Source organism: Amycolatopsis nivea, assembly GCF_004522235.1.
Classification (GTDB): Bacteria; Actinomycetota; Actinomycetes; order Mycobacteriales; family Pseudonocardiaceae; genus Amycolatopsis; species Amycolatopsis nivea.
The window spans coordinates 68,419-81,130 of record NZ_SDLT01000025.1; the positions used below are offsets into that span (position 1 = coordinate 68,419).

Here is a 12,712-nt window from a genome sequence, read left to right on the forward strand (position 1 = left end):
CACGGCCATGGCCGAACGCGCAGACGGACACGACCTGGTCCCCATCTCCGGACTGCTGTCCTACCGGCTCTCGCGCACGTCGTCGGCGATGTCGCGCAGCGCCGCGGTGCGCTACCGGCGGGACTTCGACGTGAGCCTCGGCGAATGGCGCGCGATCGCGCTCATCGCGGCCGACCCGACGCTCACGCTCAATCGGCTCGCCCGCCGCGCCGGACTCGACAAAGCGCAGATGAGCCGCGTGGTCAGCCGGCTGACCGACCGCGGGCTGGTGAACCGCACCGCCGGGTCCGGGCGCACGTCGCAGCTGGCGCTGACCGCCGAGGGCACCCGGGTGTACCGCGGCCTGATCACCGCCGCCAACGAGCGCGACGCGGACTTCCTCGCCACCCTGACCGGCGAGGAGGCGCGCGTGCTGGACCGCGCGCTGGACAAGCTGGCCGAGCACGCGCTGGCCGTCGAGGAGAGTGAGCGGGCTCACCCAGCCGCCAAGTAGTGTTGACTTTATCAACACCCTCGCGTACTTCTGGATCCACCGACGAGGAGGTGGGCCCAGGATGTCCGACGCCGTCACGATCTGCGAGTGCTTCGCCCGCGACGGGCTGCAGCACGAGCCGGAGCCCGTGCCGACCGCGACGAAGATCGCGCTGCTGAACGCGTTCGCGCGCACCGGTTTCCGCCGGATCGAGGCGACCAGCTACAGCCATCCGGCGCGGGTGCCCGGGTTCTCGGACGCGTCCGAGGTGCTCGCCGGGATCGACCGGCACCCGGACGTCGCGTTCAAGGCGACCTGCCCGAACCCGCGCGCCGTCGAACGCGCGCTCGCGGACCTCGATGCCGGGCACGGCGCCGAAGAGCTGAGCCTGCTGGTGTCCGCCACCGAAGCGCACACCGAGCGGAATCTGCGCACCACGCGCGCCGGTCAATGGGAGCGCGTGACCGAGATGGTCAAGCTCGCCGACGGCCGGTTTCGCCTGGTCGGAGTGGTTTCGGTGGCGTTCGGCTGCCCGTTCGAGGGCAAGGTCGACCCCGGCCGGGTGGCCGAGGACGTCGCGCGGTTCGCCGACCTCGGCGCGAGCCTGGTGACCCTGGGCGACACCACCGGCGTCGCGACCCCGGGTTCGGTGCGCGCGCTGTACACCCGGCTGTCCCGCGAGCACCCGGACCTGCCGCTGGTCGCGCACCTGCACAACACGCGCGGGACCGGGATCGCGAACGCCGTCGCCGCGTTGGAAGCCGGGTGTCGGCATTTCGATTCCGCGATGGGCGGCGTCGGCGGGCATCCGGCGAAAATCGGCTACGGGGCCGGGCTCACCGGCAACGTGTGCACCGAGGACCTCGCCAGCCTGTTCGCCGCGATGGGCGTCGAAACCGGCCTCGATCTCGACCAGCTCGCCGCGGCGTCCGCGGCCTGCGAAGAAGCGCTCGGCCGGCCGCTGCACAGCATGGTCGCCCGCGCCGGCTTCGCGTCCGCCTGACTTTTCTTTGGGGAGAAACCTGTGCTGCTGACTGAAAATCACGACGCCGTCCGCGTCCTCACGTTGAACCGGCCGGACAAACTCAACGCGCTCGACACCGCGCTCACCCGGGCGCTCGACACCGCGCTCGACGAAGCCGGCCGAGACCCGAGCGTCCGCGCTGTCGTTTTGACCGGGGCCGGGCGCGGGTTCTGCGCCGGGGCCGATCTGAACGAGTTCTCGTCGCTCACGCCGGACCAGCCGGAGGCCGTTCTCGAGCGTGCCGCGCTCACCGCCCGGCTCCAGACGCGCATGCAGCAGCTGCCGGTTCCGGTCGTCAGCGCGGTGCGCGGGGCGGCGGTCGGCGGCGGTGCCGGTCTCGCGATCGGAGCGGACCTGGTGGTCGCCGGGTCGGACCTGAAGTTCGGCTACCCCGAGCTGAAGCATTCGATCGTGCCCGCGCTGGTGATGACCGGGCTGGTCCGGCATCTCGGCCGGAAGCTGGCGTTCGAGCTGGTCAGCACCGGCCGGCTGCTCACCGCCGCGGAAGCCCTGTCGCACGGGCTGGTGAACCAGGTGGTCGAACCTGCCGAGATCGTGCCCGCCGCGCTCGCCGTCGCGCAGCGCTGGGCCTCGGTCGAACCTCGGGCGCTCGCTGCCGCGAAGGACCTCTTCTACCGCGTCGCGGACCTGCCGACGGACGCCGCGATGCGCGCCGGCCAGGACGTCAACGCCTTGATGCGCGGGTTCCGCTCATGACCGGCCCGCTCGCCGGAGTCACGGTCCTGGACCTCTCGCGGGTCCTCGCCGCGCCGCTGGCCACCCAGATCCTCGCCGAGCTCGGCGCGGCCGTGATCAAGGTCGAACGCCCTGGCACCGGCGACGAAACCCGCGGCTTCGAACCCCGGCTGCCGCACGGCGAGAGCGCGTACTTCTTCGCCTTCAACCGCGGCAAGCAATCGGTCACTGTGGACTTGAAGGACCCGCGCGGCCGCGACGTCGTCCGGAAGCTGGCCGCGCGTGCCGACGTCGTCGTGGAGAACTTCCTGCCCGGCACGCTCGACCGGCTCGGCCTCGGCTACGCCGAACTGTCCGCGGCGAACCCGGGCCTCGTGCTGGTGTCCGCGACCGGCTTCGGCCAGACCGGGCCGGACGCGCACCGCAAGGGCTACGACACGGTGTTCCAGGCACTGTCCGGCGTGATGGCGATGACCGGCGATCCCGCTGGTCCGCCCGCGAAAACCGGGGTGCCGGTGGCGGACCTGACGTCCGGGCTGTGGGTGGTGATCGCCGTGCTGACCGGGCTCGCCGGGCGTTCGTCCGACGGTCGCGGCCGGCACCTCGACGTCGCGATGATGGACGTCCAGCTCAGCCTGCACGCCCTGAACGCGGCGCGGCTGTTCGCGCTCGGCGAGGACCCGGTCCGCACCGGGACCGAGCATCCTGGACGGGTGCCGTCGGCGGCGTTCCAGGCCGGGGACGGAGAATGGCTGCACATCAGCGGCAGCGACCAGCATTGGCAGCCGCTGTGCACCGTGCTCGGATTGTCCACTTTGGCCGCTGACCCTTCGCTGGCGCACAACGCGGGTCGCGTCGAACACCGCGCGCGCGTCATGAAGGCGCTGCGCGGCGCGATCGCCCAGCACGATCGAGACCAGCTGGTCAAAGAACTGCAGGCGGTCGAGGTCCCCGCTGGCGCGGTGCGTTCGGTCCGCGAGGCGCTGGCCGATCCGCACGCCGTCGCGCGGGGCGTCGTCGGGGAGTTCACGCATCCCGTCGAAGGCTCGTTCCCAGCGCTGCGGACGCCGTTGCGCGAGACTTCCGGAGACGCCCCGGCGCCGGGAACGCCTCCGGTGCTCGGCGCGGACACTGACGTCGTGCTGCGCGACCTGGCGGGACTGTCGGACGACGAGATCGAGGGCCTGCGGGCCGCGGGAGTGATCTGATGAACGAACGCGTGACGCTGGATGTCACCGACGGAATCGCCCGCGTCGAACTGGCCCGCCCGTCGGCGCGCAATGCCGTGGACCTCGCGATGTGCCACGCGCTGAAGGAAGCCTTCGACGCCGTTGACATCTCAGACGCCCGGGTTGTTCTGCTCAGCGGTGCCGGTCCGGTCTTCTGCGCCGGGGCGGACTTGAAGGAACGGACCGGCAAGGACGCCGCCTGGGTCCGCCGCCGCCGAGTCGCGTCCTTCGCGGCTTACGCGGCGATCGAGGCCTGCCGCTGTCCCGTTGTCGCGTTGGTGCACGGAACCGTCGTCGGTTCCGGCGGGGAAATCACCCTCGCCGCCGACTTCGCTCTCGCCGCCACGGGCACCGTTTTCCGGTTCCCTGAACCGCATTGGGGCACCGTCGGCGCGACCCAACGGCTTCAACGCGCCATCGGCAAACGGCGGGCCAAGGAACTGTTGTTCACCAACACGCCTTTGCCCGCCACAGAAGCCGCTGCGCTCGGCCTGGTCAACCGTGTCGTCCCCGACCTCGCTGCCGCCGGAACCGAGGTCGCCGCCGCCATCGCCGCCGCTCCGCCCGGCGCGATCGCCCTGACCAAACGGGCGGTGGACCTGGGTTCGGAAACCGACCTGGACCGCGGCATCCGGATCGAAATGTCCGCCATCGAACAGAACCTCGCCGACGGCAGCTGGCGCGACGGCGTCGCCCGGTTCACTGGAGAGACCCGATGACCGACCTGCGCACCGCCTGCCCCCTCACCGTCCAGGACGCCCTCGCCCGGGCCGCGCTCCTGGCCCCCGACGTCGAGGCCGTCGTCACTGCCGAGGCCCGGATCACCTACCGGGAACTGGCCACCGAGGTCGCCCGGGTGCGCGGTGCCTTGGCCGCCTCGGGAATTGGCCGAGGCTCCCGGGTCGGGCTCTGCCTGGGCAATACTCCCGAGTGGGTCACGCTGTTCCTAGCGTTGGGTTCTCTTGGCGCGCTAGTCGTCCCGGTGAACACGCGCTTCACCGCCGACGAAGTGCATTACACGCTTGCGCACTCCGGCGTCAGCACGCTGTTCGCCGCCGAGCGCGTCTTGAACGTCGACTTCCCCGCGCTGTTCTCCGACGCCGGTATTGAACCCGGCTGCGCCACTCTGCCGTCTTTGCAGCGGATCATCATCCTGGGCCAAGACAGCTGGACCGATTTCCTGGCCGCCGGTTCTCCCGCTGAACCCGTTGCCACGCCGGACGATCTCCTTCTCGTGCAATACACCTCCGGCACGACGTCGCGTCCCAAAGGCGTTCTCCTGACCCACCGCAGCATGTGCGCCGACGCTTTCTTTTCCGGCGCCCGCATGGGTTTGCGCCCCGGCGACCGGTTCCATTCCGCGCGCCCGTTCTTCCACGTCGCCGGAAGCACCCTGTCGGTGCTGGCTTCCCTGCAACACGCCACCACTTTGGTGACGATGCCGAAGTTCGAGCCAGCGGAAGCGTTGCGCTTGCTGGAAGCCGAGCGCTGCACGCACTTCTCCGGCAACGACACCATCGCCCTGCTCCTGCTCAACCACCCCGACCGCCCGCACCGCCGCCTCTCCCTGCGCGGTGCCTGGGTCGCCGCCTCCCCCACCGTCGTCCGTCGCGTCATCGACGAACTCGGCGCGCGCGAATGCGTTGCCGGGTACGGACTTTCCGAGGCATCTCCGAATGTCGCCCAATCCGCCTGGTGGGAACCGGAAGACGTCCGCGCCTCCGGAGCCATGGCCCCCGAACCAGGAGTGGAAATCCGCATCCGGGCCTTGGACGACACCCGCGACTGCGCCCCCGGCGAACCCGGCTCGGTGCTGGTGCGGGGCTGGAACGTCATGCAAGGCTACCTGGACGACCCCGTGCGGACCGCCGAAACCATCGACGCCGAGGGTTGGCTGTCCACCGGAGACGTCGGTCTGCTCGACGACTCGGGCCGGTTCCATTTCACCGGCCGCACCAAGGAAATCATCCGAGTCGGCGGGGAGAATGTCGCGCCCGCCGATGTCGAGGACGTGCTGCACCGCCACCCCGCCGTGCGGCAAGCCGCCGTTGTCGGCGTCCCCGACGAGCGATTGATCGAAGTGCCCTTCGCTTTCGTTGTCCTGACTGCGCCGGGCGTTTCGGAGGACGACCTGCTCTTATGGGCGAAAGAACGTTTAGCAGGCTTCAAAGTCCCACGGCATCTGCGCATTGTGGACGGTTTCGAGGCGATCGGCATGACCGCCAGCGCCAAGGTGCAGAAGAACCAACTGGCTCGGTATGCCCGAGCCCTGCTGGAGAACTCATGACGCGGCTGCGTACTTCAGTCACCGATTTGCTGGGCCTGGACCTGCCCATCATCCAGGCCGGGATGTCGTGGGCCTCGTCGTCCTCCGCACTCCCCTTGGCGGTGTCGAACGCCGGAGGCCTGGGCGTCGTCGCCGCCGGTCCGATGCGCTTGCCCGATCTGGCGCGGGTACTGGACGAAATGGCCGCCGGAACCGACCGTCCGTGGGCAGTGAACCTGCCGCTCTACCGGGCCGGTGCCGACGAGGTGATCGACCTCCTGCTCGCCCGCCGCCCTCCCGTGCTGATCGCCTCCCAGGGCGGCCCACGACGGTATTTGGACCGGTTCCACGCTGTCGGCACCCGGTGCCTGCACGTCGTCGCCGGTGTCTCGCATGCTTTGAAGGCCGCTGCCACCGGTGCCGACGGCTTGGTGGTAGTCGGTGCCGAGGCGGGCGGACATCCGCCGCCGGGGATGGTCACGACGCAGGTTTTGGTGCGCGCTGTGGTCTCGGCCGTACCTTCGCTCCCCGTGATCGCCTCCGGCGGGGTCGCCGATGGCGCCGGTCTGGCCGCGATGCTGGCTTTGGGCGCCGGTGCGGCCCAGTTCGGGACCCGGTTCCTGGCGAGCTCCGAGGCTACTGTGCACCCTGCTTATCAGGAGGCCGTGGTGGCCGCCGGTGTCGATGACACGCGCACGGTGGGTCATGGGCTCGGGGTGATTCGCGCACTGTCGAACGATTTCACCGCACGGATGGCTGAGCTGGAAGCTTCCGGTGCTGAGGAGTCATTGCGGCGCAAGGTTTTTCAGGCTTCGTCGTTGAAGGATGCTGCCCTGCACGGTGATGTCGCCACGGGGAAGGTGGAGGCCGGACAGTCGGCCGGGCTGATCACGGAAATCCTTCCGGCGGCCGAGATTGTCTCGCGGATCGCGGAGGAGTATGCGGCCGTAGTGCGCGGCCTGCCGAGACTCGCTGGTGCCTGACCGCCACCGGATCTGGTGTCGTGAGGATGTCACCAGCTGTCCGGCTGCCGCCCGTCCACATCCGTCACCCCGTACTCCCGCGCCAGCTCCGCCGAACTCACCGACCGCTGATTCCACCGTTCCCGCGCCGGATCCGCCGCCATCGCCGCCACCCCACGCCCCACATACCGCGGCGATTCCGACTCCGCGAACCCGGGAGGAGCCCCCGTCGCCAAAGCCGAGCGCCAGTTTTCCTCAGTGACCCCGTAAGCGTCGAGCATCATCTCCGACCGCAGCCACCCCGGCGTCACCGCGACAGCCGTCCCGCCGTAAGCGGCGAGTTCATGGCCCTGCGAGAACGCCAGCCGGTTCACCGAAGCCTTGGCCAGGTCGTAAAAAACCGAAATCCGATAGCGCGAAGCATTGTGCGCCGAAGTCCCGTCAGTCACCTCAACCACCAAGCCGCCCGGCTCGCGGATCACCAGCGGCAGCAGGAAATGCGACGTCACGAGATGCGTCTCGACGCCCAGCCGCAGAATCCGCAACCCCGCGTCGAGATCGTGTTCCCACACCGGCGTGTTCCAGTCCGCCGGGCCGCCTTTGAGCCGCTCCGCGCCCCAGATGTCGTTGACCAGCACGTGAAGCCGTCCGTATTCAGCACGGACGAAAGCGGCCAGCCGGCGGACGTCGTCGTGGTCCAGGTGATCGGCGACGAACGGAACGCCGACCCCGCCGAGCTGGGATACCAGTGAAGCGGTTTCCTCGACCGTCTCCGGCCGGGCGTAATCCGAGCGCCTCAGTTCGAGACGGCTGCTGCGTCCGGTGCAGATCACGGTCGCTCCGGCCTCGCCGAGCTCGGCGGCGATGCCCCGCCCGGCACCGCGGGTCGCCCCCGCGACGAGGGCGACCCGGCCGTGCAGATCAGGCGGCATCGGGCCAGTGTGGCACCGGCCGCCGGAAAACTCAGCTCGAAGCGGTGCTCAGCTCCCGGCCTCGCAAGGCGAAGCGCTGGATCTTGCCGCTCGGCGTCTTCGGCAGTTCCGCCACGAAGTGGATGCGCCGCGGATAAACATGCGCGGCCAGGCGGGTTTTGACCGTCTGCTTCAGCTCGTCGACCAGCTCGTCCGACGCCTCGGCACCGGGGTTCAGCACGACGTAAGCCACCACCAGTTCCCCGCGCAGCTCGTCCGGCGCGCCGATCACCGCGGCCTCCGCGACGGCCTCGTGTTGTGTCAGCGCGCTTTCCACCTCGAACGGGCCGATCCGGTAGCCCGCCATGAGAATCACGTCGTCGTCGCGGGAGCCGAAGGTGAGGTAGCCGTCGCGGTCGCGGGCAGCGATGTCGCCGGTGTAGTACCAGCGGCCGTCGGCGCTGAAGCGTTCCGCGGTCCGCTCGGGGGCGTCGTGGTAGCCGGAGAACGGCATCAGCGGGCTGGCGGACACGTCGATCGCGACGCGGCCGGTCTCGCCGACCTCCGCGATCTCGTCGCTGCCCGCCTTCAGGACCTCGACGGCGAACCCGGGCAGCGGCCGTCCCATCGAGCCGGTCTTGACCGGCGCGATCAGGTGCGGATGCCAGGCGTTGCCGACGACCATGCCGGTTTCGGTCTGGCCGTAGTGGTCGCGCACCGGGCAGCCGAGGACCTCCTCGGCCCAGGTCACGACGTCCGGCGTCAGCGGCTCCCCGGCCGACGAGCAGTGCCGCAGCCGCAGGCCGGCCGGCACCGGCAGGCCCGAGCTGCGCAGCGCGCGGTACACCGTCGGGCCGGCGGTGAAGTTGGTGACGCCGAAGCGCTCGAGCACCTGCCAGGTCAGTTCGGGGCTGAACCCGGCGTGCAGCAGGATGCTGCGCCGTCCGGTCGCGAGCGGGCCGAGCAACGCGAAGTACAGCCCGTACGCCCAGCCCGGGTCGGCGGCGTTCCAGAAGACGTCCTCGTCGGTCTGGTCGAGGCCGAACTCCTGGTAGGAGTGGATTCCGGCGAGCCCGCGCAGCGGCACCGGCACCGCCTTCGGGGTGCCGGTCGTGCCGGAGGTGAAGATCTCCACCAGCGTGCCGTCGCCGCCGACCGCGACCGGGTCGGGCAGCGGGTGCGGTTCGTCCAGCAGCGCCTCGAACGACAGATCGCCGCCGGACGCTTCGCCGGTCGTCACGATGATCCGCGACGGGTCGGCGGGCAGGTCGTCGCTGGGGTCGAGTTTGGCGCGCTGACCTGCGTCGACCACGACGACGCGGGTCCCGTTGCCGACGATCCGCTGCGCGATCGCGGGCGGCGCGAACGCGGTGAACAGCGGCACGTGGACCGCGCCGAGCCGCCAGATCGCGAGCAGGGCGGTGACCAGTTCGGCGGACTTGCCCATGAGCGTCGCGACCCGGTCGCCGGGCCGCACGCCGTGCGCTGCCAGCGCGGCGGCGAACCGCGCGGAAGCGGCCTCGAGCTGGCCGTACGTGAGGTCGCGGCTGCTCAGGTCGGCCTCGACCAGGGTGAACGCGACGGCGTCGGCCGGATGCCGCCCGCACAGCAGGCGGGTCGCGTCCGCGTCCGGCGCGGCATAGGTCTGCAACAGGTCGAACATGGTGCGTTCAGGGCTCACGGGGCTGCTCCACGGTCATCGTCGGCCGGTGTCGGCACATCGTCACCGCAGGTCAGCCAGCCGACCACCCCCGAACAGGGGTGGTCGCGCCAGTCGGCGCGGCCGGTGCTCTGACCAGGCGTTTCGACCGGTGGACGGCGACAACGGCGGCGCCGCTGGGTAGAATCGCACCTCCTGCCGGAGCCTCCCGTGCCGCCGAAGTGGGGTGCCTGCCGTGACGAGTGCCGCCGAGACCACCGCCGAAGTGCGCCGCGCCCTGGCCCGGCTGCGCAGCGCGGCGGGGGTGCCGCTGTCGTTCGGCGGCGAGGTCGTGGACGGCAAACGGCTGCGGATGACCGAACTGCTCGGCAACACCACCACGTCGCTGCTCGGCCTCGTCGTCGCGGAGGGCAAGGGCCTCGGCGGGCGCGCGATCGGCGTGCGGAAACCGGTGGTGCTGCCGGACTACTACACCAGCGACGCGATCAGCCACCACTTCGACCGGGCGGTGAAGGCCGAGGGCGTGCGCTCGGTGATGGCGGTGCCGGTGATCGTGCACCGGACCGTCCGGGCGGTGCTCTACGGCGCGGTCCGCGAGCACGTCCGCTTCGGCGACCGGTCGGTCACCGCGATGGTCGAAGTGGCCCGTGACCTGGAGCAGGAGCTGGCGGTGCGCGCCGAAGTACGCCGGCGGCTGGAGCTGCTCGCCCCGGAACCGGAAGCCGCGCCGTCCGGGAAACCGGCCGAGCTGGAAGCGCTCCGGGAAAGCCACGCGGAGCTTCGCCGGATCGCCGCCGCGGTCGCCGACCCGGAACTGCGCGCCCGCATCGACGCGGTGTGCCAGTCCCTGACCGGCGACCCGGTCCGCGGGCCGTCCTTGTCGGCGCGCGAATTGGATGTCCTCGAAGGGGCCGCGGCGGGGCAGACGAACGCGGACATCGCGGCGGCACTCGGCTTGGGCCCGGAGACGGTGAAGAGCTACCTGCGCAACGCGATGCGGAAGCTGGACGCGAAGACCCGCCTCCAGGCCGTCAACGCCGCCCGCCGAGCCAATCTGCTGCCCTGACCTGCCCGGCCGCGCGAAAGGTCCGTGAAGGACTCCTTGGGGGAATCTGATTCCTTCACGGACCGCCCTCCGCGGCGATCAGACCCGCACTGCCCGATCGCGGGCGGCCAGAGCCAGCGTCTCCAGCAACGGCACCGTCCGCTCCCACCCGAGGCAAGCGTCCGTCCGGCTCACCGCGCGGTCGGCAGGCACCCGTTCCGGATCCTGTGCCCCGTCCCGCAGATACGACTCGATCATCACCCCGGCCACCGCCGCGCCGTCGCGCACCTGTTCCGCCACGTCGGCCACCACGCCGGGCTGCCGGTTGTGGTCCTTCCCGCTGTTCCCGTGCGAGGCGTCGACCACCGCTCTTCGCGGCAGGCCCGCCTCCCCGAGCACCTTCATCGCCTCGGCCACCGACGCCGCGTCGTAATTCGGTGCCGGACCGCCGCGCAGGACCAAATGCGCGTCCGGATTTCCGGTGCTGCGCAAGGTTTTCATCCGCCCGTCGACGCCGAGTCCCGGGAACGCGTGCGCCGCCCCGGCCGCGCGGATCGCGTCCACCGCGGGTCCCAGCCGTCCGGACACGCAGTTCTTCATCCCGATCGGCATCGGCAACCACGACGCCAGCTGCCGGTGCGGCTGGCTGGCGACCGTCCGCGCCCCGATCGCGCCCCAGCTCACCGTGTCCGCGACATACGGCGCCAGCACCGGATCCACGAACTCGTACGCCAGCGGCAGCCCGGTCGAGGCCGCGTCGAGCAAGAACTGCCGTCCTGATCGGACCCCGGTGGCGAGATCGCCTTTGCCGTCCAGCGTCGGGTCCGGCAGGAAGCCGGTCCACCCGGTCACCGACCGCGGTTTCTCCAGGTATGCCCGCAAAACCACCACGAGATCGTCGGCGTACCGAGCTGACATCCCAGCGAGCAGCTCCGCGTATTCCAGCGCCGCCGAGGTATCGTGCACCGAGCACGGACCCACGATCACCAGCAACCGCGGATCGCGCCGGTCCAGCACCGCCGAGACCGTTTCGCGGTGCCGGGCGATGTCCGGCGCGACCCCTGCCGTCACCTCCACCGGGCTGGGCAACGTGTCCTGCATCTACCGGCTCCTTTCCTTGGGCAGCCTCGCCGCCCCGGCAACCGCCACCACGACCAGCCCGAGCACCCACCAGAACGTGTCCGCGAAGGCCGCCGCGACATCCGCGCCCCGTGCGGCCAGCCGGTTCTGCAACACCAGCGCGAGCACGGCGGTCCCGACCGAACCGCCAAGAGTGTTCAGCAAATTCAACGCACCAGCCGCTTTCGGCAGCTGGGTTTTCTCCAGGCTGCGATACACCAGCGCCAGCACCGGCGCACTGATCATCGCCGCTCCGAATCCCCGCAGCACCAAGGAAATGACCAACACGACATCGGGAAGTTCGGGACCCAGCTGCGTGAATGCTGCGGTTCCGAGCGCCACCAATCCGGTTCCGGACACCACGAGCGTCCGCGGCGCCAGCCGATCCACCAGCCGATGCACCAGCACCGACCCCGCGGCAGCACCGATTCCCTGTGGTACCAGCAGCAATCCGGTGTCCCACGCGCCCAGTCCCGCACCGCGGCGCAGATACAACGGCAGCAGAAACATCGTCCCGAACACCGAAGCGCCCAGCACGACCAGTGCCAACGCCGCGGCTCCGAATGGCGGCCGCGCAAACAGCCGCGGATCCAGCAATGGCGCCCGCACTCGCAATCCGTGCCGGACGAACGCGGCCAGCATCAGCAAACCCACCACGACCGCCGTGGCGGAAAGCCATTGCGGATGTCCGTCGGAGAATCCGGTCAGCCCGAACACCACCGCGGCCAACCCCGGGGAAAGCAAAGCCGCGCCACGGAAATCGAACGGCTCTCGCGGATCAGTCGGCTGGTCCGCCGCGACATACCGCAGCCCCAGCAGAACAGCGACGACGCCGACCGGCAGGTTGACGTAGAACAACCACGGCCAGTCCGCGACGTCGAGAATCGCCCCGCTCGCCAGCGGGCCCAGCACCGGCGACAGCAACGGCACCACGCCGACGACGCTGATCAGCCGCCCGATCCGCTCCGGCCCGGCCGCCCGCGCCAGCAGCGCCTGTCCGGTCGGCGGCAGCAACCCGCCCGCCAGCCCTTGCAGCACCCGGAACGCGACCAGCATCGGCAGCGAACCCGCCAGCCCGCACAACAGCGACGCCGCCACGAACACGACCACCGCGGTCAGCCAGGTCCGCCGCCCGCCGAACCGCGCGGCCAGCCAGCCGGACGCGGGCACGGCGGTCACCACCGCGAGCAGATACGCCGTGGTGACCCACTGGACCTCCGTGACGGACGCGTCGAACCGCTCCGCCAGCGTCTCCACTCCGACCGAGACGATCGTGCTGTCGAGCGTCGCCATGAACGTGCCCAGCACGAGCACGAACGCGGTCCGCC

General features: G+C 70.6%; 12 protein-coding genes. 8 read left to right on the plus strand and 4 right to left on the minus strand.

Features of this window, described 5'->3' with window-relative positions; translation table 11 throughout:
- Positions 1–7: 7 nt before the first annotated feature.
- From EIZ44_RS26775 to EIZ44_RS26805, 7 genes are all read left to right on the plus strand, one after another.
- Entirely contained in the window at positions 8–493 is a 486-nt protein-coding gene (locus tag EIZ44_RS26775) for a MarR family winged helix-turn-helix transcriptional regulator (RefSeq protein ID WP_134731905.1), read from the plus strand.
- Between the two features lie 61 nt (positions 494–554).
- Positions 555–1,475 (plus strand): hydroxymethylglutaryl-CoA lyase, encoded by a 921-nt coding sequence (locus EIZ44_RS26780; RefSeq protein WP_134731907.1) that lies wholly within the window; start codon positions 555–557, stop codon positions 1,473–1,475.
- A 21-nt stretch (positions 1,476–1,496) separates the two neighbouring features.
- The gene (locus tag EIZ44_RS26785; RefSeq protein ID WP_134731909.1) at positions 1,497–2,213 is read left to right on the plus strand and encodes an enoyl-CoA hydratase/isomerase family protein; all 717 of its coding nucleotides are present in this window, start codon (positions 1,497–1,499) and stop codon (positions 2,211–2,213) included.
- Positions 2,210–3,400, plus strand: a complete 1,191-nt coding sequence (locus EIZ44_RS26790) for a CaiB/BaiF CoA transferase family protein (protein ID WP_134731911.1) — start codon at positions 2,210–2,212, stop codon at positions 3,398–3,400. The genes EIZ44_RS26785 and EIZ44_RS26790 overlap by 4 nt, the downstream gene beginning before the upstream one ends.
- Entirely contained in the window at positions 3,400–4,140 is a 741-nt protein-coding gene (locus EIZ44_RS26795; RefSeq protein WP_134731913.1) for an enoyl-CoA hydratase/isomerase family protein, read from the plus strand. Before EIZ44_RS26790 ends, EIZ44_RS26795 begins: the two co-directional genes overlap by 1 nt.
- Entirely contained in the window at positions 4,137–5,708 is a 1,572-nt protein-coding gene (locus EIZ44_RS26800) for an AMP-binding protein (RefSeq protein WP_134731915.1), read from the plus strand. Before EIZ44_RS26795 ends, EIZ44_RS26800 begins: the two co-directional genes overlap by 4 nt.
- Positions 5,705–6,670, plus strand: coding sequence for an NAD(P)H-dependent flavin oxidoreductase (locus EIZ44_RS26805; protein ID WP_037819798.1), 966 nt, complete (start codon positions 5,705–5,707; stop codon positions 6,668–6,670). The genes EIZ44_RS26800 and EIZ44_RS26805 overlap by 4 nt, the downstream gene beginning before the upstream one ends.
- A gap of 29 nt (positions 6,671–6,699) precedes the next feature.
- On the opposite strand, the gene EIZ44_RS26810 is transcribed toward EIZ44_RS26805, so the two are convergent.
- Positions 6,700–7,581 carry an SDR family oxidoreductase gene (locus EIZ44_RS26810; protein WP_134731917.1) on the minus strand — a complete coding sequence of 294 codons (882 nt, stop codon included), beginning with the start codon at positions 7,579–7,581 and terminating at the stop codon, positions 6,700–6,702.
- Positions 7,582–7,612: 31 nt separating this feature from the next.
- Entirely contained in the window at positions 7,613–9,241 is a 1,629-nt protein-coding gene (locus EIZ44_RS26815; RefSeq protein WP_078870789.1) for an AMP-binding protein, read from the minus strand.
- 214 nt (positions 9,242–9,455) lie between these two features.
- Between EIZ44_RS26815 and EIZ44_RS26820 the strand changes: the two genes are divergently transcribed.
- On the plus strand, positions 9,456–10,286 hold the full coding sequence (locus EIZ44_RS26820) for a helix-turn-helix transcriptional regulator (protein ID WP_037819805.1): 831 nt from the start codon (positions 9,456–9,458) through the stop codon (positions 10,284–10,286).
- A 78-nt stretch (positions 10,287–10,364) separates the two neighbouring features.
- Here the strand turns inward: EIZ44_RS26820 and EIZ44_RS26825 are convergent, their stop codons facing one another.
- Positions 10,365–11,366 (minus strand): 3-deoxy-7-phosphoheptulonate synthase, encoded by a 1,002-nt coding sequence (locus EIZ44_RS26825; RefSeq protein WP_134731919.1) that lies wholly within the window; start codon positions 11,364–11,366, stop codon positions 10,365–10,367.
- Positions 11,367–12,677, minus strand: coding sequence for a DHA2 family efflux MFS transporter permease subunit (locus tag EIZ44_RS26830; RefSeq protein ID WP_134731971.1), 1,311 nt, complete (start codon positions 12,675–12,677; stop codon positions 11,367–11,369).
- Positions 12,678–12,712 lie beyond the last annotated feature (35 nt).

What these genes read in the sequence shown, in the direction of transcription:
- EIZ44_RS26790 (WP_134731911.1), top strand. Translation starts at nt 2,210, where the DNA reads ATGACCGGCCCGCTCGCCGGAGTCACGGTCCTGGACCTCTCGCGGGTC.
- EIZ44_RS26780 (WP_134731907.1), top strand. Translation starts at nt 555, where the DNA reads ATGTCCGACGCCGTCACGATCTGCGAGTGCTTCGCCCGCGACGGGCTG.
- EIZ44_RS26805 (WP_037819798.1), top strand. Translation starts at nt 5,705, where the DNA reads ATGACGCGGCTGCGTACTTCAGTCACCGATTTGCTGGGCCTGGACCTG.
- EIZ44_RS26775 (WP_134731905.1), top strand. Translation starts at nt 8, where the DNA reads ATGGCCGAACGCGCAGACGGACACGACCTGGTCCCCATCTCCGGACTG.
- EIZ44_RS26830 (WP_134731971.1), bottom strand. Translation starts at nt 12,677, where the DNA reads ATGGCGACGCTCGACAGCACGATCGTCTCGGTCGGAGTGGAGACGCTG.
- EIZ44_RS26800 (WP_134731915.1), top strand. Translation starts at nt 4,137, where the DNA reads ATGACCGACCTGCGCACCGCCTGCCCCCTCACCGTCCAGGACGCCCTC.
- EIZ44_RS26810 (WP_134731917.1), bottom strand. Translation starts at nt 7,581, where the DNA reads ATGCCGCCTGATCTGCACGGCCGGGTCGCCCTCGTCGCGGGGGCGACC.
- EIZ44_RS26795 (WP_134731913.1), top strand. Translation starts at nt 3,400, where the DNA reads ATGAACGAACGCGTGACGCTGGATGTCACCGACGGAATCGCCCGCGTC.
- EIZ44_RS26825 (WP_134731919.1), bottom strand. Translation starts at nt 11,366, where the DNA reads ATGCAGGACACGTTGCCCAGCCCGGTGGAGGTGACGGCAGGGGTCGCG.